The sequence below is a fragment of the Streptomyces sp. NPDC034084 genome (genome assembly GCF_055575535.1).
Genome location: NZ_JBVISK010000001.1, coordinates 63,900 through 86,644, shown reverse-complemented (window position 1 = coordinate 86,644; position 22,745 = coordinate 63,900). Strand labels below are relative to the sequence as shown.

At 74.8% G+C, this 22,745-nt stretch carries 20 protein-coding genes; 9 read left to right on the top strand and 11 right to left on the bottom strand.

Translation table 11 applies throughout. The annotated features are described in order from the left end of the window. Positions 1–2 precede the first annotated feature (2 nt). The 4 genes from ACZ51I_RS00430 to ACZ51I_RS00415 form a co-directional block, all read right to left on the bottom strand. Positions 3–662 carry a response regulator transcription factor gene (locus ACZ51I_RS00430; protein ID WP_468870527.1) on the bottom strand — a complete coding sequence of 220 codons (660 nt, stop codon included), beginning with the start codon at positions 660–662 and terminating at the stop codon, positions 3–5. After that, a complete protein-coding gene (locus tag ACZ51I_RS00425) occupies positions 659–1,894 on the bottom strand; it encodes a sensor histidine kinase (RefSeq protein ID WP_468870526.1) in 1,236 nt (411 codons plus the stop codon). Before ACZ51I_RS00425 ends, ACZ51I_RS00430 begins: the two co-directional genes overlap by 4 nt. Then, positions 1,891–2,910, bottom strand: a complete 1,020-nt coding sequence (locus tag ACZ51I_RS00420) for a hypothetical protein (RefSeq protein ID WP_468870524.1) — start codon at positions 2,908–2,910, stop codon at positions 1,891–1,893. The genes ACZ51I_RS00425 and ACZ51I_RS00420 overlap by 4 nt, the downstream gene beginning before the upstream one ends. 165 nt (positions 2,911–3,075) lie before the next feature. After that, the gene (locus ACZ51I_RS00415; protein WP_468870523.1) at positions 3,076–3,846 is read right to left on the bottom strand and encodes an IclR family transcriptional regulator; all 771 of its coding nucleotides are present in this window, start codon (positions 3,844–3,846) and stop codon (positions 3,076–3,078) included. Positions 3,847–3,997: 151 nt separating this feature from the next. Between ACZ51I_RS00415 and ACZ51I_RS00410 the strand changes: the two genes are divergently transcribed. Further along, positions 3,998–5,500, top strand: coding sequence for an aldehyde dehydrogenase (NADP(+)) (locus ACZ51I_RS00410; protein ID WP_468870522.1), 1,503 nt, complete (start codon positions 3,998–4,000; stop codon positions 5,498–5,500). A gap of 169 nt (positions 5,501–5,669) precedes the next feature. Here ACZ51I_RS00410 and ACZ51I_RS00405 read toward each other — a convergent pair whose 3' ends face one another. After that, positions 5,670–6,677, bottom strand: coding sequence for a zinc-dependent alcohol dehydrogenase family protein (locus ACZ51I_RS00405; protein ID WP_468870520.1), 1,008 nt, complete (start codon positions 6,675–6,677; stop codon positions 5,670–5,672). Positions 6,678–6,767: 90 nt separating this feature from the next. On the opposite strand from ACZ51I_RS00405, the gene ACZ51I_RS00400 reads away from it, so the two are divergent. Next, positions 6,768–7,682: an AraC family transcriptional regulator gene (locus tag ACZ51I_RS00400; RefSeq protein WP_468870519.1), complete on the top strand. Its 915-nt coding sequence runs from the start codon at positions 6,768–6,770 to the stop codon at positions 7,680–7,682. On the opposite strand, the gene ACZ51I_RS00395 is transcribed toward ACZ51I_RS00400, so the two are convergent. Then, the gene (locus tag ACZ51I_RS00395) at positions 7,679–9,049 is read right to left on the bottom strand and encodes an MFS transporter (protein WP_468870518.1); all 1,371 of its coding nucleotides are present in this window, start codon (positions 9,047–9,049) and stop codon (positions 7,679–7,681) included. The two genes, ACZ51I_RS00400 and ACZ51I_RS00395, sit on opposite strands and share 4 nt — an antisense overlap. A gap of 70 nt (positions 9,050–9,119) precedes the next feature. Between ACZ51I_RS00395 and ACZ51I_RS00390 the strand changes: the two genes are divergently transcribed. The 3 genes from ACZ51I_RS00390 (at position 9,120) to ACZ51I_RS00380 (ending at position 12,075) form a co-directional block, all read left to right on the top strand. Beyond that, positions 9,120–10,097 (top strand): GlxA family transcriptional regulator, encoded by a 978-nt coding sequence (locus ACZ51I_RS00390; protein ID WP_468870517.1) that lies wholly within the window; start codon positions 9,120–9,122, stop codon positions 10,095–10,097. 107 nt (positions 10,098–10,204) lie between these two features. After that, the gene (locus ACZ51I_RS00385) at positions 10,205–10,912 is read left to right on the top strand and encodes a DsbA family oxidoreductase (protein WP_468870516.1); all 708 of its coding nucleotides are present in this window, start codon (positions 10,205–10,207) and stop codon (positions 10,910–10,912) included. Between the two features lie 104 nt (positions 10,913–11,016). Further along, positions 11,017–12,075, top strand: coding sequence for an aminotransferase class V-fold PLP-dependent enzyme (locus tag ACZ51I_RS00380; protein WP_468870514.1), 1,059 nt, complete (start codon positions 11,017–11,019; stop codon positions 12,073–12,075). A 36-nt stretch (positions 12,076–12,111) separates the two neighbouring features. Here ACZ51I_RS00380 and ACZ51I_RS00375 read toward each other — a convergent pair whose 3' ends face one another. After that, positions 12,112–12,636, bottom strand: a complete 525-nt coding sequence (locus ACZ51I_RS00375) for a MarR family winged helix-turn-helix transcriptional regulator (RefSeq protein ID WP_468870513.1) — start codon at positions 12,634–12,636, stop codon at positions 12,112–12,114. 113 nt (positions 12,637–12,749) lie between these two features. Here ACZ51I_RS00375 and ACZ51I_RS00370 point away from each other — a divergent pair, with 113 nt between their 5' ends. Further along, positions 12,750–13,820, top strand: coding sequence for an alkene reductase (locus ACZ51I_RS00370; RefSeq protein ID WP_468870512.1), 1,071 nt, complete (start codon positions 12,750–12,752; stop codon positions 13,818–13,820). Between the two features lie 60 nt (positions 13,821–13,880). On the opposite strand, the gene ACZ51I_RS00365 is transcribed toward ACZ51I_RS00370, so the two are convergent. Further along, the gene (locus ACZ51I_RS00365) at positions 13,881–14,978 is read right to left on the bottom strand and encodes a pyridoxal-phosphate-dependent aminotransferase family protein (RefSeq protein ID WP_468871653.1); all 1,098 of its coding nucleotides are present in this window, start codon (positions 14,976–14,978) and stop codon (positions 13,881–13,883) included. A gap of 83 nt (positions 14,979–15,061) precedes the next feature. Here ACZ51I_RS00365 and ACZ51I_RS00360 point away from each other — a divergent pair, with 83 nt between their 5' ends. Further along, positions 15,062–16,147: an amidohydrolase family protein gene (locus ACZ51I_RS00360; RefSeq protein WP_468870511.1), complete on the top strand. Its 1,086-nt coding sequence runs from the start codon at positions 15,062–15,064 to the stop codon at positions 16,145–16,147. Positions 16,148–16,181: 34 nt separating this feature from the next. Here ACZ51I_RS00360 and ACZ51I_RS00355 read toward each other — a convergent pair whose 3' ends face one another. Further along, positions 16,182–16,742 carry a GNAT family N-acetyltransferase gene (locus ACZ51I_RS00355; protein ID WP_468870510.1) on the bottom strand — a complete coding sequence of 187 codons (561 nt, stop codon included), beginning with the start codon at positions 16,740–16,742 and terminating at the stop codon, positions 16,182–16,184. Beyond that, positions 16,739–18,853: a penicillin acylase family protein gene (locus tag ACZ51I_RS00350; RefSeq protein ID WP_468870509.1), complete on the bottom strand. Its 2,115-nt coding sequence runs from the start codon at positions 18,851–18,853 to the stop codon at positions 16,739–16,741. Before ACZ51I_RS00350 ends, ACZ51I_RS00355 begins: the two co-directional genes overlap by 4 nt. 390 nt (positions 18,854–19,243) lie before the next feature. Here ACZ51I_RS00350 and ACZ51I_RS00345 point away from each other — a divergent pair, with 390 nt between their 5' ends. Continuing rightward, on the top strand, positions 19,244–20,218 hold the full coding sequence (locus ACZ51I_RS00345; RefSeq protein ID WP_468870507.1) for an SCO1860 family LAETG-anchored protein: 975 nt from the start codon (positions 19,244–19,246) through the stop codon (positions 20,216–20,218). A gap of 117 nt (positions 20,219–20,335) precedes the next feature. On the opposite strand, the gene cobC is transcribed toward ACZ51I_RS00345, so the two are convergent. Further along, positions 20,336–21,949: an Rv2231c family pyridoxal phosphate-dependent protein CobC gene (gene cobC, locus ACZ51I_RS00340; protein WP_468870505.1), complete on the bottom strand. Its 1,614-nt coding sequence runs from the start codon at positions 21,947–21,949 to the stop codon at positions 20,336–20,338. A 66-nt stretch (positions 21,950–22,015) separates the two neighbouring features. Here cobC and ACZ51I_RS00335 point away from each other — a divergent pair, with 66 nt between their 5' ends. Next, on the top strand, positions 22,016–22,744 hold the full coding sequence (locus ACZ51I_RS00335) for a ZIP family metal transporter (RefSeq protein WP_468870504.1): 729 nt from the start codon (positions 22,016–22,018) through the stop codon (positions 22,742–22,744). Position 22,745: the final 1 nt, after the last annotated feature.

Here is a 22,745-nt window from a genome sequence, read left to right as displayed (position 1 = left end):
CCTCAGCCCGCTCCCACGAACCCCGACTCGTACGCCAGGATCACCGCCTGGGTGCGGTCACGGGCGCCCAGCTTCGCCAGGACCGCCGCCACATGGGTCTTGACCGTGGCGGGGCCCACGCCCATCCGGCCGGCGATCTCGGCGTTCGTGAGGCCCGTCGCGACCAGGCGCAGCACCTCCGCCTCCCGTTCGGTGAGCCGCGCCACCCAGGGCGGCGCCACCGGCGGCCGGCGGCGGGCGTGCTCGGCGGCCAGGCCCCGTACCGCCGCCGGGTAAAGCAGTGAGTCGCTCCGCGCGACCAGGCGGACCGCGCTCACCAGCTCCTCCGCCGCCGCCCGCTTCAACAGGAAGCCGGCCGCGCCCACGCGCAGCGCGTCGTACACGTACGAGTCGTTCTCGAAGGTCGTCACCACCACGATCCGCGGCGGCTCCGCCGTCCCGGCGAGGATCTGCTCGGTCGCCCGGATCCCGTCGATCTCCGGCATCCGCACGTCCATGAGGACGACGTCCGGCCGCGTCGCCCGCACCACCGACACCGCCTCGGCGCCCGTGGCCGCCTCGCCGACGACCTCCAGGCCGTCCTCCGCGTCCAGGATGACCCGCAGGGCCGTCCGGACCATCCGCTCGTCGTCGGCGAGGACGACCCTGACGGGGGCGCTCACCGGGGGATCCCGACCGCGAGGCGCCAGACGCCGTCCGCCGGGCCCGCCTCGGCGGTGCCGCCGAGCAACCGGGCCCGCTCGGCGATCCCGCGCAGACCGCGCCCGCCGTCGGGCCGGGTGACCGGCGGGCGGTCGGGCAGGGGGTTCTCCACGATGATCTCCAACTCCTCGGTACGGATGTCGAGCCGTACGGCGACGGGCGCGCCGCCCGCGTGCCGGGCCGCGTTCGTCAGCCCTTCCTGGACGATCCGGTACGCCTCCCGCGACAGCGCCTCCGGTACGGATCCCAGGGCGCCGTCCACCGTCAGCGCCACCCGCGGCCCCGCGCCCCGCACCAGGGCCTCCAGGGCGTCGAGCCCCGGCCCCACGCCCTCCTCGACGTCTCCGCCCCGGCGCAGCAGCCCCAGGGCTCGGTCCAGTTCGCCGACCGTGCGCCGGGTGGTCTCCTCGATCGCGGTGAGCGCCTCCCGTACGAACTCCAGGTCTGCCCGGTCGCCGTCGAGGACCCGACGGGCCGCGCCCGCCTGGAGGGTGACCGCGCTCAGGGCGTGACCGACCGAGTCGTGCAGTTCGCGGGCGAGCCGGTTGCGGGACTCGGCCTCGGCGGCGCGCCGCTCGGCCGCCGCGAGCCGGTCCGCCGGGCTCGGCCCGAGCATCAGGGGGGCCTGCCGGGCGAGCAGGGCCCCGGTCGCGGCGGCGACGGCGGTGAGGGCGAGCAGCATCAGGAGGCCGGCGGGGAGCGCGGCCCAGACCCACCAGGGCCGGTCGAGCCCCCAGTGGCGGCCGAGTTCGGACGCCCGGAGGGACGGCGAGAACGGCAGCGCCATGACCGAGGCCGCGAACGGCGGCAGCGCCAGGGTCGCCCCGCTGATCAGCGCCCCCGCGCCCAGGTGCAGGGTGAACCAGCCGGCCGTCCGGGCCCTGGCCTCCCGGCCGCGCGCCGGGCCGTCCGCGAACCGGTTCGCCGGCACCCCGCACAGCGTCCGCGCCGCCGCCACCGACATCGGCCGGGTCAGCGGGAAGAGCGCGACGACCGCGGCGAGCGGCAGCCCCACCGCGTACGCCCCGAACTGCACCCCGAGGCCGCCGGTGAACAAGCCGCCGTCGCCGGCCAGCGGCCCCACGACCAGCGTGCCGACCATCCAGAACGGCATGAACAGGGCGCCGCCCAGGATCAGATGGAGCCAGCGCAGCCTGGCCCGCTGCCCGAACAGGGCCCGCACCGGTCTCACGCCCCGGCGCTCCGGCGCCGCTGGGCCGCGCTTCTCTTCAGAAAAGCCGCCACGCACACGGCGAGGAGGAACCCGGTGATCATGTCGCCAGCGTAGGACAGTTGTACGAGCCCGGGGGTCTGCTTGGTCGGATCCGGCTCCGGCAGCAGCGCGACGAGCGACAGATAGGCGCCCCAGCAGCCGACGGCGGCCGAGGCCGTCCAGGCCAGGGCGAGCGTGGTGCGGACCCGGAACCGGGCGGGCCTGCGCAGCACCAGGAAGAGGGTGAGGACGACGGCGACGGCGAGGAAGCCGAGCCGCTCTGCCTCCAGGACGTAGAAGTCGGAGTCGCGTTCGGCGACGCGCCGGGCGGACAGGCCCGTGGTCGAGCCCGCCGCCCAGAGCAGGTGGAGCGTGCCGGGCACGAGCGCGGTCACCGCGCCGGTCGCGGCGAGGGCCCGCGTGCCCGGCCCGGACGTACGGGCGGACAGTTCGCCGAGCCGCCCCCGCCACAGCCGGCCCCAGCGGTCCCGGGCGTACAGGGCGAAGAGGGAACCGAGGGCGAGGCCCTGGAGGATGAACCCGCCGTACACGACGGCGAAGACCCACTCGTCCAGGAAGGGTTCCCTGGGCGCGGCGGTCTCCGCGCCGCCGCCGGTGACGACGGCGGCCGCGAGCTGTGCCGGGTAGCCGGTCATGATCGGGGCGAGCAGTCCGGTCGCCGCCCACATGGGCAGCGCGAGCAGCCAGGCGGGGAACCTGCGGCCCCAGGCCTGGGTGAGCAGCAGGGCGAGGACGACGACCAGGGCGTCGGCCACCACCGAGACCGCGTTGGCGATCACCAGCGTCTGCCGGTGCTCCAGGAGCACGCTCCCGGCCGGGATGCCGAGCTCACCGCCCGCCACCCAGACGATCTTGAGCGCGATGTACGGGAGGCAGGCGAGGATCGCGAGGGCACGCAACGCCCGGCGGGCGGCGCTCGGGCGGTGGCCGGCGGCGGCCGCCGGGGCGGCCGGGGAAGGCACGGTCTGTGTCATGGCTCCACGCTCCCGCGCGGGCCCCGGCCGCCACCTCCTGCCCAGCGGTGAACCGCCTCCGCCGCACGGGGGAGGAGCCCTCCTCCGTCCGTCACCCGAACCCGAGTCGACCCGTGATTCCGGTGTCCCCCTCGCCGAGCGCGCGTGACCGGGTGAACCGTGGGGTCAGAGGCGGCGGGTCGCCAGCGTCAGCCGGTCCCGCGCGTCGAACAGCGCGTCCTTGATCATCTGCTCGTGGGCCGGGGTGAGCCGCGCCACCGGCACCGAGCAGCTGATCGCGTCCCGCGCCGGGGTCCGGTAGGGGATCGCGACGCCGAAGCAGCGCAGCCCCAGGGTGTTCTCCTCGCGGTCCACCGAGTAGCCCTGCTCGCGGATGACGTGCAGCTCCTCGATGAGCTTCTCCCGGTCGGTGATCGTGTGCTCGGTGAGCGCCGGGAGCGACTCCGGGAGCAGCTTGCGCACCTGCTCGTCGCTGTGGGTGGCGAGCAGCGCCTTGCCCAGCGAGGTCGAGTGGGCGGGCAGCCGGCGCCCGACGCGGGTGAACGGCCGCAGGTAGTGCTGGGACTGACGGGTCGCCAGGTAGACGACGTTGGTGCCGTCGAGCCGCGCCAGGTGGATGGTCTCGGTGGTGTCGTCGGAGAGCCGGTCGAGGGTGGGCCGGGAGGCGGCCACCACCTCGTCGCCGTCGATGTACGAGGTGCCGACGAGCAGCGCCCGCACCCCGATCCCGTACCGTGTCCCCGTCGCGTCCGTCTCCACCCAGCCCAGCTCGACCAGGGTGCGCAGCAGCATGTACAGGCTGGACTTGGGGTAGCCGACGGCCTCCTGGACGGCGGCGAGCGAGTGCATCCCGGGGCGCCCCGCGAAGTACTCGAGCAGCTCCACGGTCCGCACCGCGGACTTCACCTGTGCCCCACCCGCGTCGGCAGTCGCCATGGCCCTCGCCCCTTTTCCGTTGTCCGGCCGTCCACCGGCCACCCCGGCCGGCCGGGGCCCCTTGTGGAGACGGCCGGGCCGTCAATAGAGTCCCGTCCAGATGCGTTCATCTACGGGAACTGTGTTCAGAATAGCGAACAGGGGCGTGGCGGTGGCGGCAGAACCAGTGTGGAGTGTGGACCCCCGGACGGGGAAGTCGCGCGAGCAGGTTGCGGTGGAGGCCACAGCCGAGGAGGTCGACCGCGCCGTCAGGGCCGCGCACGCCACCCGCGAGGCCCTCGCCGACCGTGCGGTGCGGGCCGCCTTCCTCCGTACCGCGGCCGATCTCCTCGACGCCTCGGGCGAGCACGTCGTCGAGGCCGCCGACGCCGAGACCGCTCTCGGACCCGTCCGCCTCAGCGGCGAACTCGCCCGCACCACCGCCCAGTTGCGTGCCTTCGCGGACGTCGTCGAGGATGGCTGGTTCCTCGACGTCCGGATCGACGCGCCCGACCCCACGGCCACTCCGCCCCGGCCGGACATGCGCCGCTGGAAGATCCCGCTCGGCGTCGTCGCCGTCTACGCCGCCAGCAACTTCCCGCTCGCCTTCTCCGTCCCCGGCGGCGACACCGCGAGCGCCCTCGCGGCCGGCTGCCCCGTCGTGGTCAAGGCCCACCCCGACCACCCGGCCACCTCCGAGCTCTGCGCCTCCCTGCTGCGCCGGGCCGCCGCCAAGGCCGGACTCCCCGAGGACGTCGTGGTCCTCGTCCACGGCTTCGACGCGGGCGTGGAACTCGTCCGCCACCCGCTCGTCGCGGCGGCCGGTTTCACCGGCTCGATCCGCGGCGGCCGCGCCCTCTTCGACGCGGCCGTCGCCCGGCCCGTCCCCATCCCCTTCCACGGCGAACTCGGCTCCCTCAACCCCGTCGTGGTCACCGAGGCCGCCGTCGCGGAGCGCGCCGAGGAGATCGGCGCGGGCCTGGCCGGCTCCATGACCCTGGGCGCCGGCCAGTTCTGCACCAAGCCCGGCTTCGTCCTCGCCCCCCGGGGGGAGGACGGCGACCGCTTCCTCGACGCCCTCACCGCCGCCGTCAGCGAGACCGAACCGGCCGTCATGCTCGACCACCGGATGCGCGACGCCTTCGTCGCCGGGGTCGCCGAGCGGGCCGCGCTCGCCGGTGTGGACACCCCGGTCACCCCCGGCGCGGGCGGCCCCCACACCGTCAGCGCCGGAGTCCTCGCCGTGGACGCCGCGGCGCTCGCCGGTGGTGACCACCACCTCCTCCTGGAGGAGTGCTTCGGTCCGGTCACCGTCGTCGCCCGCTACTCCACCCGCGAGGAGGTGACCGCCGCCCTCGGCCTGCTCCCCGGCAACCTCACCGCCACCCTGCACATCGCCGCGGACGCCGCCGAGGACCCCGACGCCGCCCCGCTGCTCGCCGCGCTCACGCCCCTGGCCGGCCGCGTCCTCGTCAACGGCTGGCCCACCGGCGTCGCCGTCGCGCCCGCCCAGCACCACGGCGGCCCCTACCCGGCCACCACCTCCACCTCCACCTCGGTCGGCGCGACCGCGATCGAGCGCTGGCTGCGCCCGGTCACCTACCAGTCGACCCCCGACCACCTCCTCCCGCCGGAACTCCGCGACGACAACCCGCTGGGCGTGCCGAGGCGCTGACCGCCGGTGCGACGGCACCGGCCGGGACTGGCGAGGAGCTGACCGCCGGTGCGACGGCAACCGGCCGGGGCTGCCGACGCGCTGACCGCCGGTGACGGCACCGGCCGGCGGCCCGCGAGGCGTTGACCGCCGGTGACGGCACCGGCCGGGGCCCGCGAGGCGTTGACCGTCAGTGCTCCACGCGCACCACGATCTTTCCGAGGTGCGTGTTCGACTCCATCAGCCGATGGGCGTCGGCGAGCCGCTCCAGACCGTCGAAGGTCTCGGCGATCACCGGCGCCAGGGAGCCGTCCCGCAGCCCCGAGCCGATGAACCCGGCCGCGCGCCGCCGCCCCTCCGCAGTCGTGGCGAGGGCCCCGTTCGCGTACGCGTGCGTGGTCAGCGGCCAGTTCCGCGACAGCTCGACCGGCCGAGGGTCCAGCCAGCCGTACAGCACGGCGGTGCCACCCGTCCGCAGCGCGTCCCCGAGGTGCGCGAAGCCGGGCCCGCCGATCGCGTCGAAGGCCAGGTCGGCGCCCGCCCCGCCGGTGATCCGCCGCACCTCCCCGACCAGGTCCTCGGTGTCCGTGGCGATCACGTGCGCGGCCCCCAGTTCGAGGAGCCGCTTCCGCTTCCCCTCGCCGCGGGTGGTGGCGATCGGTACGGCCCCGACCCGCAGCGCCGTCTGGATCGCGGCCGTCCCCACCCCGCTCGACGCGCCCGTGATCACCACGTGGTCACCGGGCCCCAGCCCGCCGGTCAGCACCATCCCGCCGTACGCGGTGAAGTAGCTCAGCCAGACCGCCGCCGCCGTCACCGCGTCCACCCCCGCGGGCCGGGCCACCACGTACTCCTCCGGGAGCACCACCCGCTCCGCGTACACCCCGTGGATCCCGAAGTCGAAGTTGGCCGCCGCCATCACCGGGTCGCCCGGGGCGTACGCGGTGACCCCGGCGCCGACCGCCTCGACCACGCCCGCCGCCTCGTAGCCGAGCCGTGAACCCGGCAGCGTCGCCGGGTAGTAGTAGGTGCCGGCGCGGAACAGCGCCTCGGCGCGGTTGAGTCCGATCGCCTCGACCCGCACGAGCACCTCCCCGGGGCCGGGGGCCGGCAGCGGCACCTCCTCGACCGTCAGTACGTCGGGGCCGCCGAGCTCGTGGAAGAGAACTGCCTTGGTCGTCATGCCTGTTGTCGTCATGACCTCGACGTTAGGAGCGGTGGGCAAGACGATCCATGTCCTCCCGGCTCGCAGTCATGCCCGATCGTCTCGGGCGCTACCGTTCAGGCCATGGACGTACTGAGCGATGCCATCGCCGCCATGCGCACCGGGCGCCCCCACTCCTCCCGCACCGTCCGCTTCGCCCCCTGGGGCTTCCGCTTCCCTCCCAGCGAGGGCGCCGGATTCCACGTCGTCCTCCAGGGCACCGCCTGGCTCCTCCCCCCGGACGACGGCGCCCCCGTCCGACTCGGCCCCGGCGACGTCGTCCTCCTCGCGCACGGCACCGGGCACGGCCTCGCCGACCGGCCCGACACCCCGCTCGTCGACGCCCTGCCCGCCCCCGACGGCTCCTGGCCCACCCGGCCCGACCGGGGACCCGTCGGCGCCGAGGAGACCCTGCTCCTCTGCGGCGCCTACCAGCTCAGCCGGGCCCGCGCCCACCCCCTGCTCACCGACCTGCCACCGTACGTCCACCTCCCCGCGCGCGTCGGATCCCACCCCCGGCTGCGCGCCGCCGTCGACCTGCTCGGCGCCGAACTCGCCGAATCGCAGCCGGGATCCGACGCCATCGTCCCCGCGCTCCTCGACACCCTCCTCCTGTACCTGCTGCGCACCTGGTGGCTCTCCGAACGCGCCGACCGCTCCACCGGCTGGTCGGCCGCCCTGAGCGACCCGGCCGTCGCGGGCGCGCTGCGCGCCCTCCACGGCGACCCCGCCAGGCCGTGGACGGTCGAGGAACTGGGCGCGCTCGGGGGCCTGTCGCGCGCCGCCTTCGCCCGCCGCTTCACCGCCCTCGTCGGACGCCCGCCCCTCGCGTACCTCACCTGGTGGCGCATGACCACGGCGGGTCGCCTCCTCCGCTCCGACGACCTCCCCCTCCGCGCCGTCGCCGAACGCTCCGGCTACGCCTCGGAGTTCGCCTTCGCCAAGGCCTTCAAACGCGAGTACGGGGTGGCGCCGGGCCGGTACCGCAAGGGCGCCTAGGGCGTTCCCTGGCGTGTACGGCGCGGCAGCCGCAGCGAGGCCAGGGCCGTCACGGTCAGCAGGCCGGCGCTGATCAGGAGGCTCGTGTGCAGGGCCGTCCTCACGTCCTGGGCCGCGAGCGAACCGAAGACCGCGATCGCGAGGGCGCCCGCCGTCTGCCGGATCGCGTTCAGGAGCCCCGCCGCCGTGCCCGCCCGCTCCGCCGGGACGGCCTCCATCATCGCCGCGATCAGCGGCGGCAGGGAGAAGCCCGCCCCCAGCGCGAGCGGTACGAGGAGCATGGCCTGCGCCGGCCGCGAGGAGTCCGCGTCCACCGTGAGCAGGCCGAGGAGGCCGGCCACCGCGACCGCCTGGCCCACCACGATCGGCAGCCGCGCCCCGTACCGCGCCGCCACCCTCGCCGACAGGATGTTCACCCCGGCCAGCAGCCCCGTCATCGGCAGGAACATCAGCCCCGCGCCGAGGGCCGAAAGCCCCAGCACCTGCTGGAAGAAGAGGCTGAACACGAAGACCATGCCGTAGAAGGCCACGCTGTTCGCCGACCCCGCCGCCGCCGCCACCGCCACCGTCGTGTTCCGGAACAGCCCGAGCGGGACCATCGGATGCCGCCGTCGCGCCTCGATCAGCAGGAACGCGGCGAACGAGGCCACCGCGACGCCCAGCGCCCACCGGGCCTCCGTGCCGCCCTCGATGGCCGCGAAGGTCAGCGCCCCGAGCGCCGTCATCGCCGTCAGCTGCCCCGGCAGGTCCAGCGGCGCCGGCCGGCGCTCCGAGCGGGCCACCCGGATCAGCAGGGCGAGCGCGAGGAGCCCGAGCGGCAGGTTGATGAAGAAGATCCCGCGCCAGCTCCAGGCCGTGGTCAGCGCCCCGCCCGCGACCGGACCGAGGGCCACCGCGACCGTGCCGCCCGCCGCCCACAGCGACACCGCCCGGGCCCGCCGCACCGGATCGCCGTACGCCTCCCGTACGAGTGCCAGTGAGGCCGGCAGCATCAGGGCCGCCGCCGCGCCCTGCACCGTCCGGGCCGTCAGGAGCGCCGGGAGGCCCGGGGCCAGACCGCAGGCGGCCGAGGCGAGCGTGAAGACGACGACGCCCGCCCCGTACGCCCGGCTCGCCCCGACCCGGTCGGCCAGCGCCCCGCTGGAGAGCAGCAGCGCGGCGAAGGCCAGCGTGTACGAGTCGACCACCCACTGCAGGCCGGACATCCCGGCCCGCAGGTCGGCGCCGATCGCGGGCAGGGCGACGTTGACGACGGAGGTGTCGAGGGTGATGAGGGCGAAACCGAGCATGGCCGCTGCGAGCGCGGGCCCGGGGGAGGGGGCGTCGCGACGGACGACCGGCTGGGTGGTGAGCACTGTTGAGGACATGCCCCCAGCTTCGTGACCTGCGAGCCCGTACAGTAGTGGCGGGAATGCCATACGACCGGAGGTTCTGGCCATGACCGTCGAGTCCCGCGTCCGGCGCGTCGCCGTGATCGCCGCCCCTCCCGTCTCGATGTTCAACCTGGCCATCCCGGAGATGCTGTTCGGCAAGGTCGAGATCGACGGCGGACCGGGGTACGAGACGGTCATCTGCGCCCCCGACCCCGGACCCGTCACCACCACCGGCGGCCTCGACCTGGTCGTCCCGCGCGGGCTCGACGCCGTCGACGGCGCCGACACCGTGATCCTGGCGGGCAGCGGCGCGTACACCGACCCCGACCCGCGCATCCTCGACGTCCTGCGCGCGTCCGCCGCCGGAGGCAAGCGGATCGCCTCCATCTGCACCGGCGCCTTCGCGCTCGCCGAAGCCGGACTGCTCGACGGCCGGGCGGCGACGACCTACTGGGCGTACCGGCCGCTGCTCGCCGCCCGGCACCCGGCCGTCGACCTCCAGGACGACGTCCTCTTCGTCCAGGACGGCCCCGTGCTCACCTCCTCCGGGTACGCGGCGGGCATCGACCTCTGCCTGCACGTCATCCGCACCGACCACGGCGCCGCCGTCGCCAACACCGTCGCCCGGCTCGCCCTCGTCGCGCCCGTCCGGCCCGGCGGCCAGACCCAGTTCACCCAGACCCCGCTGCCGCCCGAGCGCGGGGTCTCCTTCGCCGACACGCGCGCGTGGGCGATGGAACACCTCGACGAACCCCTCGGCCTCACCGACCTCGCCCGGCACGCCGGGGTCTCCGTCCGCACCCTCTCGCGCCGCTTCCACGCGGAGACCGGCGTCAGCCCGCTCCAGTGGCTGCTCCACCAGCGCGTCGAGCGGGCGAAGGAGCTCCTGGAGACCACCTCCCTCGCCATGGACCAGGTGGCCCGCGCGAGCGGCCTCGGCACCGCGGACTCCCTCCGCCGGCACCTCCTGCGCCGCACCGGCCTCACCCCCGGCGCCTACCGGTCCACCTTCAGCCGCCTGACGAGCGCCGGAACGGCCTGACGCCCGGTGCTCCGCCTCACACCGGGGCCCGAAACGGAATGAAGCGGGCCGATGGGCGCGTTCCCCTCGACGTCCACCCCACCGGCAATCCCTCGGAGAGAAGTCACATGCGCGTCGAGATCTGGAGCGACATCGCCTGCCCCTGGTGCTACATCGGCAAGGCCCGCTTCGAGAAGGGGCTCGCGGCCTTCGCCCACCGCGACGACGTCGAGGTCGTGCACCGCTCCTTCGAGCTCGACCCGCACCGCGCCAAGGGCGACACCGGCCCCGTCCTGGAGATGCTGGCCAAGAAGTACGGCCGCACCCTCGACGAGGCCCGCGCCATGGAGGCGCACGTCGCCTCGAACGCGCACTCCGAGGGCCTCGACTACCGCACCGAGGGCCGCGACCACGGCAACACCTTCGACATCCACCGGCTGCTGCACCTCGCCAAGGAGCGCGGCCGCCAGAGCGAGCTCCTGGACCTCGCCTACCGGGCCAACTTCGCCGAGGAGCGCTCCGTCTTCGACGCCGAGACCCTGGTGGCGCTGGGCGTGGAGGCCGGCCTCGACGAGACCGAGGTCCGCGCCGTCCTCGCCGACGAGACCGCCTACGCCGGGGCCGTACGGGAGGACGAGCGCGAGGCAGCCGAACTCGGCGCCACCGGCGTGCCGTTCTTCGTCCTCGACCGCCGCTACGGCGTCTCCGGCGGCCAGCCCGCCGAGGTCTTCACCCAGGCCCTGGAGCAGGCCTGGCAGGGCCGCGCCCTCCAGCCGGTCGGCTCCGGCGCGGAGGTCTGCGGTCCGGACGGCGCCTGCGAGGTTCCGGGCGCCTGAGCGGACGCACACCCCCCGCGACCTGCGAAGATAAGGGCGGCTTGGGGATTCCCCGCGGTCGGATCACCATTGACGGGTGATCGCGGGGAATCCAGGGTGGGGACATGGATTCCCTTGACCAGCCGCTCGGGGGCGCCGAGTTCGCGCCCAAGAAGACCTACCTGAACACCTCCGCCTGCGGTCTGCTGCCCCGCCGGACCGTCGAGGCCGTCACCCTCCTCGCCGAGGAGACCGCCGACGGCCGCGCCGGCGGTGCGGGCAGCTTCGACATCGTGGACGAGGCCCGCGCCGCCTTCGGCCGGATCGCCGGCGTCTCCCACGAGCGCGTCGCCGTCGGCAGCTCGGTCGCGGTCCACTGCGGGATGATCGCCCAGTCGCTGCCCGCCGGGGCCGAGGTCCTCTTTCCCGAGGGCGACTTCTCCTCCGTCATCACCCCCTTCACGGTCCGCGGGGACCTCAAGATCCGCTTCGTGCCCCTGGACCGGCTCGCCGAGTCCGTCCGGCCCGAGACCGCGCTCGTCGCCTTCTCCGCCGTGCAGTCGGCGGACGGGCGCACGGCGGACTTCGCGGCGGTACGGGAGGCGGCGGCCGCCCACGGCGCGCGCACCCTCCTGGACGCCACCCAGTCGGCGGGCTGGCTGCCGCTGAACGCGGGGGAGTGGGACTACACGGTCGCCGGCGGCTACAAGTACCTGCTCTGCCCGCGCGGCGCGTCCTTCCTCACCGTCACCGAGGAGGCGCAGGACTCGCTCCTCGCGATCCACGCGGGCTGGGTCGCGGGCGAGGAGCTGTGGGTGAACAGCTACGGCCCGGTCCGTGAACTGGCCCACTCCGCCCGCCGCTTCGACGAGCCGGCGGCTTTCCTCTCGTACCACGGCGCGGCCCGCTCGCTCGCCCTCCTGGAGGAGATCGGCATCGAGCGGATCGAGGCCCACGACAAGGGGCTCGCGGCCCGCTTCCGCTCCGGGCTCCTCGCCCTCGGGCACGCGCCGGTCATGGACGACTCGACGGTCGTCGCCGTCCCCGGCCTCGGGGACCGGGAGGACGCGCTGCGCGAGGCCGGCGTCCTGCTGTCGGTCCGCGCGGGCAATCTGCGGGCGTCGTTCCACCTGTACAACACGGCGGCGGACGTGGACCGCGTCCTGGAGGTCCTGGCGGGCTGAGCCGCCGCGGGCGCCGGCGCCCGTCGGGGACGGCCGTCAGCAGAGCCCGCCCGGCCCCGACGGGCAGGCGTCCTCATCGCCCGCCTCCTCCGTCAGGTTCTCGCCCACGAGGCCGAGCAGACGGGCGAGCTCCGCCCGGTCGGCCGGGTCGAGCCCGGCCAGTGTGCGCTCCTCCAGGTCCGCCCAGGCGCCCTCGACCCCGGCGCGCAGGGCCAGGCCCTGCTCCGTCGCCTTCACCAGGACCGCGCGCCGGTCGGCGGGGTCCGGGCTGCGGCGGACGTAGCCGCACTGCTCCATGCGCTGGAGCATCTTCGTCACCGTGGAGGGGTCGAGGCCGAGCGACTGGATCAGCTCCGACTGACGGACCGGCCCGCAGTCCCACAGGCGCATCATCATCAGCTCCTGGCCCGGGTAGAGCCCGAGGTCCCGCAGCCGCCGGCCCATGGCGATCCGGTGGAGCCGCGCGACCCACGCGAGGGTGTGGCTGACCGTCCCCCCGCAGGCGGCGGCGGGCCGCGCCCCGGCGGACGGGGCGGTACAGACGGGGTCGGTGCCTGACATGCGGCCTCCTCGGGACGGGCTTGCCACAAGATTACCTTGGTCGGCCAATGAATGGGTTACAGTGGCAACGGCCCGATTAGTTGGCCGACCACATATTTCTGTGAGGGACAGCCGTGACCACTGCGTTCGACCCCATCGACCTCGCCGGAACCCGCCTCGCCAACCGCATCGCCATGGCCCCGATGACCCGCAGCCGGGCCAACGGCCAGGACGGCACCCCCACGGCGGTCGTCGCCGAGTACTACGCCCAGCGCGCCTCCGCCGGACTGATCATCACCGAAGGCGTCCAGCCGGTTCCCGAGGGCCAGGGCTACCCCAACACCCCCGGACTCCACAGCCGGGAGCAGATCGCCGCCTGGCGCGAGGTCACCACCGCCGTCCACGAGCGCGGCGGCCGCATCTTCGCCCAGCTCATGCACTCCGGCCGGATCGGGCACCCCGACATTCTCGACGGCGACCTCCACCCCGTCGGCCCCTCGCCCGTCGCCGCCGCCGGCCAGGTCTACACCCACGAGGGCCCCAAGGACTTCGTCGCCCCGCGCGAGCTCACCGGCGACCAGGTGCGCGAGGCCGTCGCCGGTTTCGCCTCCGCCGCCCGGAACGCCGTCGAGGCCGGCTTCGACGGCGTCGAGATCCACGGCGCCAACGGCTATCTGATCCACCAGTTCCTCGCCTCCGGCTCCAACCACCGCACCGACGAGTGGGGCGGCCCGGTCGCGAACCGCGTCCGCTTCGCCGTCGAGGTCGTGAAGGCCGTCGCCGACGAGATCGGCCCCGAGCGCACCGGCCTGCGGATCTCCCCGGCCAACACCCTCAACGACATCAGCGAGACCGACACCGAGGAGCTCTACACCGAGCTGCTCACCGCGATCGAGCCCGTCGGCATCGCCTACCTCCACGTCCTGGAGACCGGTCCCGAGCGCCGCCCGCTCGTCCTCGACCTGCGCAAGCGGTTCGCCGGCACCTTCATCCTCAACCCCGCCACCGGCGGCGCCCCGACCGGCGCCGAGTCGCTGGCCCTCGTCGAGGACGGCACCGCCGACCTCGTCGCGTACGGCAGGCTGTTCATCGCCAACCCCGACCTGCCCGCCCGCCTGCGCACCGGCGGCCCCTACGCCACCCCGGACCCCGCCACGATGTACGCCGGCGGCCCCCAGGGCTACATCGACTACCCGGCGCTGTAGTCCGGGGTACGGGAAAGGGGGCGGGAGTCGTGGACTCCCGCCCCTTCCGCGTACGAACCGCTACCAGGCCTCCGTGACCGCCCGGCGCGCGCCCTCCAGGTCCACCGCGCGGCCCGACTCGCCGAGCGCCGCGCCCAGGGCGGCGAGCGAGGACTGCACGGCCCCCGGCGTCGCGTCCACCCCGTAGTGGTTGACCCGGATCATCTCCTTGGCCAGCGCCCCGCCGCCCGCGATCAGCGGCAGCGACGGATCGGCCGCGAGGGCCCTCGCCACCAGCTCCGAGGCGTCGACGCCCGCGGGCGTGCGCAGCGTCGTCGCCACCGGGGCCGCGTCCTTCGCCTCGTACACATACGGCTCCAGACCGCCGCCCAGGGCCAGCGCGCCCGCGCGGGTCGCGGCCGCCGCCGAAGCGTGCCGGGCCATCAGCGCGTCCAGACCCTCCGCCTCGATCCGCTCCACGCAGGCCTCCAGAGCCAGCATCTCCAGCTGCGCCGGAGCGTGCAGGAGCGCCTTCCGGCCACCGTCGATCCAGCGCTCCTTCCAGTCCAGGAGGGAGAGGTACGAGCGGCGCGGGGCGGCCGGGTTGGCGGCGAACCGCTCCCAGGCCCGCGCGCTCACCGACACCGCCGACACACCCGCGGGCCCGCCCATCGCCTTCTGCGCGCCGATGATGCACATGTCCACGCCCCAGGCGTCCGGAAGCACCGGCTCCGCGCCGATCGACGCCACCGCGTCCAGGTAGAACAGCGCGCCGTGCGCCCGCACGACCTCGCCGATCTCCGCCACCGGGTTGGTGTTCCCGGTCGCCGCCTCCGCGTGCACGAGCGACACGAAGTCGGTCTCCGGGTGCTCGGCGAGCGTCCGCTCCACCTGCTCCGCCGTCACCGCCGTGTGGAAGGGCACCTCCAGGTCGACCACGGTCGCCCCGCAGTCCCGCAGCCAGTTCCCGAAGGTCTGACCGTACGGGCCGGTGACGATGTTCAGCGCCGTCGAACCGGCCCGCGCCCCGCTGCGGATGCACCCCTCCAGGGGCAGCAGCGCCTCGCCCTGGGTGATCACCACGTCCTGCTCCGTGGAGAGCAGGGCGGCCACCCGGCGCTCGATCGACGCGAAGTGCGCGGCGGTCAGCGGGGCCAGGTCCAGCAGCGGATGTGTCACGGTCACGGCGGTGCCTTCTTCGGTTCGGATACGGGCGGGTAGGGCCTGGGTCAGGGTACCCAGGGGCCTCGTAGAGTGCAGACATGAGCGATCACGAGGTGCTGCACGTGAAGGGGCGGGTGCTCGTCGGCCCGGAGGACGTCCGCGACGAACTGTGGTGCGTCGACGGGCGGATCACCTTCGAGCGGCCCGCCGTGGAGGCGGTGACCGTCGAGGGATGGGCGCTCCCCGGTCTCGTCGACGCCCACTGCCACGTCGGTCTCGACCGGCACGGACCCGTCGACGAGGTCACCAGCGAGAAGCAGGCCCTCACCGACCGGGACGCCGGCACCCTGCTCATCCGGGACGCGGGCTCGCCCTCCGACACCCGCTGGATCGACGAGCGCGAGGACCTCCCGAAGATCATCCGGGCGGGACGGCACATCGCCCGCACCCGCCGCTACATCCGCAACTACGCCCATGAGATCGAGCCGGCCGACCTCGTCGCGTACGTCGGCCGGGAGGCCCGCCGCGGCGACGGCTGGGTCAAGCTCGTCGGCGACTGGATCGACCGCGAGGTGGGCGACCTCACCGCCTGCTGGCCGCGCGCCGAGGTCGAGGCGGCCATCGCGGAGGCGCACCGGCTCGGCGCCCGGGTCACCGCGCACTGCTTCGCCGAGGACTCGCTGAGGGACCTGGTCGAGGCGGGGATCGACTGCATCGAGCACGCCACGGGCCTCACCGAGGACACCATCCCGCTCTTCGCCGAACGGGGCGTCGCCATCGTCCCGACCCTCGTCAACATCGCGACCTTCCCGCACCTCGCCGACGGCGGCCAGGAGAAGTTCCCCCGCTGGTCGGCGCACATGCGCCGCCTCCACGAGCGGCGGTACGACACCGTGCGCGCCGCCTTCGACGCGGGCGTGCCCGTCTTCGTCGGCACCGACGCGGGCGGCTCCCTCGCGCACGGGCTCGTGGCGGAGGAGGTCGAGGAGCTCACCAAGGCCGGGATCCCGCCGATCGACGCGCTCGCGGCCACCGCCTGGGGGGCCAGGGCCTGGCTGGGCCGCCCCTCCCTGGAGGAGGGCGCCCCGGCCGACCTCGTCGTCTACGGCGAGGACCCGCGCGCGGACGTCCGCGTCCTCGCGGCGCCGCGCCGGATCGTCGTCAACGGCCGGGTGGTGGGCTGACGCCGGCGGCCGGACCGCGTTCGCCCGGCGGCCGTCAGCGGGTCAGGAACGCCAGCCGGGCCCGCTTCTCCGGGATGAAGACCTCCGGCAGGTCCACCTCGGGGAGCACGACCTCCGGACCCAGCTCGAAACCGGCCCGCACCATGCGGGCGATCGCCTTCTCGTTGCCGGCGTCGGGCTCGATCACGATCCGGGTGTGGTCCGTCAGCGAGAAGTCGACGAGCGCGGTGAGCAGCCGGCCCGTGAAGCCTGGCTCGGGGGCGAGCCCGGGCGCGACGAACAAGTGCACGCCGATGTCGCCCTGCCGCACCTCGTAGCACTCGCTCACCCGGTCCGCCGCCGGGTCGTACGTCTGGAAGAGGGCGACCGGCTCCCCGTCCCGGCTGACGAGGTAGCCGTGGTGCGTGGCCAGCGAGTCGAGGTGTGCGTAGATGTCCCGGACCTGCTCGACGGTGGTCCCGACCATGCCCCAGAAGCGCGCGCGTTCCTCGTTGACCCACCGGTGGAGGAGCGGGGCGTCGCCGTCGGGGTCGACGGGCCGGACCGTGACGGTCCCGAAGCCCTCGACCGTCTGGACGTGTACGGCGGTGGTCATTCCTGCTCCTTCGTGAGCTTCTGCCAGTCGGTGGTGACGGGGGCGAGCTCGCCCCGGAGCCACAGGGGGAGTTGGTCGCGGTGGTGGGGGTCGCCGGGGACGCCGGACGCGCCGAACGGCACGATCCAGCGGCTGTGCTCCCGGTCGGCGAGGTCCCAGACGTACCGCGCCGCGGAGGCGCGGGCGCTGCGGTCGGTCCACCCGGGCACGCTGGACGTGGAGAGCACGCAGTCGTGGTCGCCGCCGAGCCCCGGCCACCGGTCGTCGTCCGGGTCGGGCAGCGCCTGCCAGGGCGCGAGCCGGTGCGTCACGCCCCAGGCGGCGGGCGGCTCGCCGGCGCCGACCTCGTCGAGCGCCTCGCGCACGATCCGGTCGACGTCCCCGGCCGGCACGGGTCCGGCCACGAGCAGCGTCTCCAGGGAGAGGCCGACGCGCGGTCCGAGGGCGAGCCAGGGCCGGAAGAGGTCGGGGTACGGGGCGGGTTCGCGCAGCGCCGCGAACGCCTCGTGGCCGGCGAGCCGGCGCACGACGGCCCCGCGCACGGCCGCGTAGAGACCGGCGTCGGCGCTCTCCGCGTCCATCCGCCGGTCCCAGGCGAGCAGCCGCTCCCGGACGCCGGACCCTGCGGGGGAGAGGTCCCCGGCCGCGCGGCGTACGGCTTCCAGAAGGCGGGCGGCCGAGGGGTTGTCGGTGTCCGAGTGGATCGCGGCCGTCGTCTCCGGGGTCCAGGCCGCCGAGGCGCCGAGCAGTTCGTCGATCCGGGCGGCCCGGTGCGGCGGGGCGAACTCGACACCCAGGGGCGCGGCCAGGCCCCGCGCGTTGGCCATCACGGCGTGGCCGTGGACCTCGGCGCGGGGCAGCGGCGCCGGCGCGTCGGCCCAGGCGTGCGCGGGGTCCCAGGCGGGCACGACGCGAAGGGAGTTGGCCCGGTTCCGTACGGGTACGTGGCCGGCGACCCGGTGCAGGAGCCCGCCGCGGGAGTCGGCGGCCAGGACGACGTTCACCGGCTCGACCCAGCCGTCGAGGGCCGCGTCCACGTCGGCGACGGTCCGGGCGCGCAGCAGCGCGGGCAGCACGCCGAAGCCGAGCTCCCCGGTGACACGCGGCGGGTACCGCAGGGCGAGCGCCTCCCACGAGGGATCCCCGCCCCGGGCCTCGGTGTCCACCGCCGGGGCGCCGCCCCAGGGCTCGGAGTCCGTCCCGATGATCACCGGACCCCGGGCCGTCTCGATCACCTCGATCAGCACCGGTTCCGCGTCCGCGACCTCGATGGTCTCCGTGTGCGTGGTCGCCGGGGCCCAGCCGGTCGGGCCGAGGGCCTCCAGGGTGCCGTCCGGGAGCCGGCGCAGCCGTTCCCGGTACAGGTCCTGGTAGTCCGCCATCGCGTTGGTGATCGCCCAGGCCACCGGCCCGGTGTGGCCGAAGTGGGCGAGGCCGGGGACACCGGGCACGGCGAGGCCCACCACGTCGTACGCGGGGCAGGCGAGCCGGATCTGCTGGTAGACGCCCGGCGCCTCGATGAACCGGTGCGGGTCGCCGGCCACCAGGGCCGCCCCGCTCGCGGTCCGTCCGCCCGACACGACCCAGCCGTTGGATCCCGCCGTGCCGGGCCCGTCGGCGGCGAAGAGCTCCGTCCACTCCTCGCCGAGCCGCCGGGCGACCTCGTCCCGCCACAGCTTGGTGGGGAAGCCGGCGAAGAGGATGTGGGTCGAGAGCCAGACGGCGAGCGGGGTCCACGGCTCCCACCGGCCGGGCGCGAGGCCGGTCCGCGCGAACTCGGGTGCGCGGGAGGCCCCTTCGGCGAGACCGTCGTTGACCCCGTCGACGTACGCCCGCACCCACGCGGCCGTCGCCGCGTCGGTCTCCTCGAGGCGTACGAAGCAGCGGCGGGCGGTGTCGGCGAGCCGGGCCCGCCGGGCGAAGGTGTCCCAGCCGAGCTCGGCGGTGCCGAGGAAGGCGGCGCTCGTGCCCTGGGCCCGGTGCCGCTCGACCTCCAGCTGCCAGGCGCGGTCCCGGGCGGTGACCCGGCCCTGGGCGAAGACGAGTTCGTCCGGGCCCGCCGCGCGCAGATGGGGGATGCCCCAGGCGTCCCGGTAGACCTCGATGCTCACGGAGACCCCGATCCCGTCCTGTCCGCTCGGACACGTTTCCGCCAGCGCTGATTAGGTTAGGCTGGCCTAAATTAATCTACAGGATGCCGGTGGGTGATCGATGCGCGCCGGGTTGACGATCCGTGACCTGGGGATGTCGTGGGTCGTTCTCACCTCTCCCGGGTGCGCGTCCCCGTACGAAACGCGCGGGACAACCGGGAACGGTTGTGTCGAGAAAAATCGAAAATGAACACGGAAACCCCCCTTTGGAGTGAACTCACCTCAGGCGACTGCCGGTTCACTCTCCGTGCGTAAAGATTCCGGTGTCTCAAGTCGCCGAGGCCGCGCCGACCCACCGTCCCCGTGGTGAGCGGCCGGCGACGCCATGTCTCCTGTGGGGGTTCCACCATCTTGAACAGCAACACCTTCCGCATGCCCGTACGCCGTTCCGCCGCCGCCGCGACCGTCGCCGCCCTGGCCGTCGGCCCCGTGCTCCTCGCGGCCCCGGCGGCGCACGCCACGGGTGGCGAAGGGCGCGCCACCGCCACCGTGCTCCGGGCCGGCCTCGACGTCTCCCTGCTCGGCAAGACCGTGGACGTGCCGGTACGGGCCACCCTCAACGAGGTCGAGGCGCCGGAGAGCGAGAAGGAGACCGCGCTCTCGGTGAAGGTGCGGGGAGCCGAGGGCGGCAAGCCGATCGACCTCCTCAAGGCCGACGTCGCCACCGCCGACGCGACCGTGGACGAGAAGAAGGCCGAGGGGTACGTCAACCTCGTCAAGGCCCGGGTCCACGTCCCCGGCATCCCGCTGCTCTCCCTCATCGAGGTCGAGAAGGTCACCTCCAAGGCACTGTGTGAGGTGGGGAAGAAGCCGGTGGCCCGGTCCAACGTCCTCGGCCACGTCACCGTCTTCGGCAAGAAGACCACCCTGTCCTCGGCCGGCCGGACCCAGGTCGCCGTGCCGGGCGTCGGCGAGGTCACCCTGGACCTCTCCCGTACGTCCACGACCTCCCGCACCGCCGCGGCCACGGCCCTCGAACTCAAGGTGGAGGTCAACCCGCTGAAGCTCGGCGTCGCCGAGGTCAACGGGACGGTGACCCTCGCCGAGGCCACCTGCGAGACCCCCAAGGGCACGGCCCCGACCGAGAAGCCCACCGAGAAGCCGACGGAGAAGCCCACCGAGCAGCCCACGCACCAGCCCTCGGCCAAGCCCAGCGACGCCGGCGGCATCAAGACCCACAACGGCGGCACCACGCCCACCGAGAACCTCGCCGAGACCGGTGGCAGCTCCACCACCCCGTACATCGCGGGCGGGGCGCTCGCCCTCCTCGTCGCGGGTGGCGGCGCCCTCGTCGTGACCCGCTCGCGCGCCCGCTCCCGCGGCTGACGGCCCGAGGGGGAAGCGCAGGGGGGCGCCGGGCGGGGAAACGAGGGGTCGGGGAGGGCGGCGGTGACGACACCGCCCTCCCCGACCCTCTTCCGTTCACCCGGCGGGGTCGCCGGCTCAGCCGCCGATCAGCAGCGCCTGGTCGAGCGCCTGCAGGAACCGGTTCGTCGTCGCCCGGTCCCGGACCGCGAGCCGCAGCCAGTGCCGGTCGAGCCCCGGGAACGTGTCGCCCCGACGGGCCGCGAACCCCAGCGACCGCAGCCGCTCCCGGACCACGTCCGCCCCGTCGATCCGCAGCAGCACGAAGGGGCCCTCCGCCCCCGCCACCGTCCGCACCTCGTCGAACTCCGCGAGTCCGGCGAGCAGATGGGCCCGCTCCACACCGATCCGGTGGGCCGCGTGCTCCGCCTCCGCGAGCGCCGCCCGCGACATGCACGCCTCCGCCGCCACCAGCGCCGGCGTCGACACCGGCCACAGCGGCTGCGTCCGTTCCAGGGCCGCGACCGTCTCCGGCTCGGCGAGGACGTACCCGATCCGGAGCCCGGCGAGCCCCCAGGTCTTGGTCAGGCTCCGCAGCACCACGAGCCCCGGCAGGTCGGTCCGCCCGGCCAGCGACTCCCGCTCGCCCGGCACCGCGTCCATGAACGCCTCGTCGACCACCAGGGTCCGGCCCGGACGGGCGAGCGCGGCGATCGAGGCGGCCGGATGCAGCACGGAGGTCGGATTCGTGGGGTTGCCGATCACCACCAGATCCGCGTCCTCCGGAACCGCCGCGGGATCCAGCCGGAAACCGTCCTCCTCACGCAGCAGCACCCGGCCCACCTCGTGCCCGGCGTCCCGCAGGGCCGCCTCCGGCTCGGTGAACTGCGGATGCACCACCACCGGCCGCCGCACCGGCAGGGCCCGCGCGAGCAGCACGAAGGCCTCCGCCGCGCCGGCCGTGAGCAGCACCCGGTCCGACGGCAGATCGTGCCGCTCGGCGACCGCCGCCCGCGCGACCCGGCCGTCGGGGTAGGCCGCGAGACCGGTCAGCGAGTCGGCGATCCGTCTCCGCAGCCAGTCCGGCGGGGTGTCCGTCCGGACGTTGACCGCCAGGTCGATGAGTTTCTCGTCCCGGACCTCGGCGTCACCGTGGTGGCGCAGGTCGTGGGCGTCGGTATGCGTGTGCATGTCCATGGCCGCCGTCGTGTGGGGGGTGGGGATGGTGGGGGGTGAGCCAGGCTCGCCAGCGATGTACCCGTGCGTCAAGGGCAACAACCGTGCGACAGGCCTCACTTCGTTCGGACGAAACCGGACAGAAGTGGCGATCGCGCAGGTCACGCTCCGGGACTTCCGCTTCGGGACGAGCAGCACCGCGCCCGCCCCGCCGCCCTCCGCCGCCGATACCGCTCCCGTCCCCGCGCCCTCCGCCGCCGGCATCGCGCCTCCCCCTGGGCCCCCCATCGCCGGCGCCACGTCCGCCCCGCCGCCCCCCGCCGCCAGCAGTGCCGCCGCCTCCGCCACGGACGCCGTGCCCGTCGCGGCCAGCGGCAGCGCCGAGGGGTGCGGTACGGGCACGGCGGCCAGCTCCCCGGCCGTGAACCCCCGCACCGGCACCCCGAGGGCCGCCGCGGCCTCCGTGATCCCCGGTTCCGCCGCCCGCGCGTCGAGCGTGGCGAGCGACCGGACGTCCGCGCCCGTCAGGCCCGCCTCCCGCAGGACCGCGCCCACGAGCGCGAGCACCTCGTCCACCGGCGCCCCCGGCCGGGCCCCGACGCCGAGGTGCGCGGACGCCGTCCCATCCGATAGCAAAGGCCCATGGCTGCAGTCGTCGCGCTGGGCGCGTTCCTCATGACGCTCTTCGGCGGCTGGGTCGCCGGGCGCGTCACCGACCGCCGCCACCTCGTCCTCGGCCTCGCCGGCGGGCTCATGCTCGGCGTCGTCGGACTCGACCTGCTGCCGGAGGCCCTGGAGGCCGCGGGGGTGAAGGTCTTCGGTGTCCCGGAGGCGCTGCTGCTCTTCGTCGGCGGCTTCCTGCTCGCCCACGTCGTCGAGCGGCTCCTCGCCGTCCGCCGGGCCGCGCACGGGGCCGGCGCCGACCAAAGGGCCCCGCAGGTCGGTCTCACGGCCGCCGCCGCGATGGTCCTGCACAGCCTCATGGACGGCGTCGCGCTCGGCGCCGCCTTCCAGGTCAGCGGCGGCATGGGCGCCACCGTCGCGCTCGCCGTCATCACCCACGACTTCGCCGACGGCTTCAACACGTACACGATCACGAGCCTCTACGGGAACGCCCGCCGCAAGGCGGTCGCCATGCTCGTCGCGGACGCCGTCGCCCCGCTCGTCGGCGCCGGGCTCGCCACCCTGTTCACCCTTCCGGAGGAACTGCTCGGCGCCTATCTCGGATTCTTCGGCGGCGCCCTGCTCTACCTCGCCGCCGCCGAGATCCTGCCGGAGGCCCACCACACGCACCCCGCCCGCTCCACCCTGCTGTGCACGGTGGCGGGCGTGGCCTTCATCTGGCTCGTGGTGGGCGTCTCCGGCGGCTGAT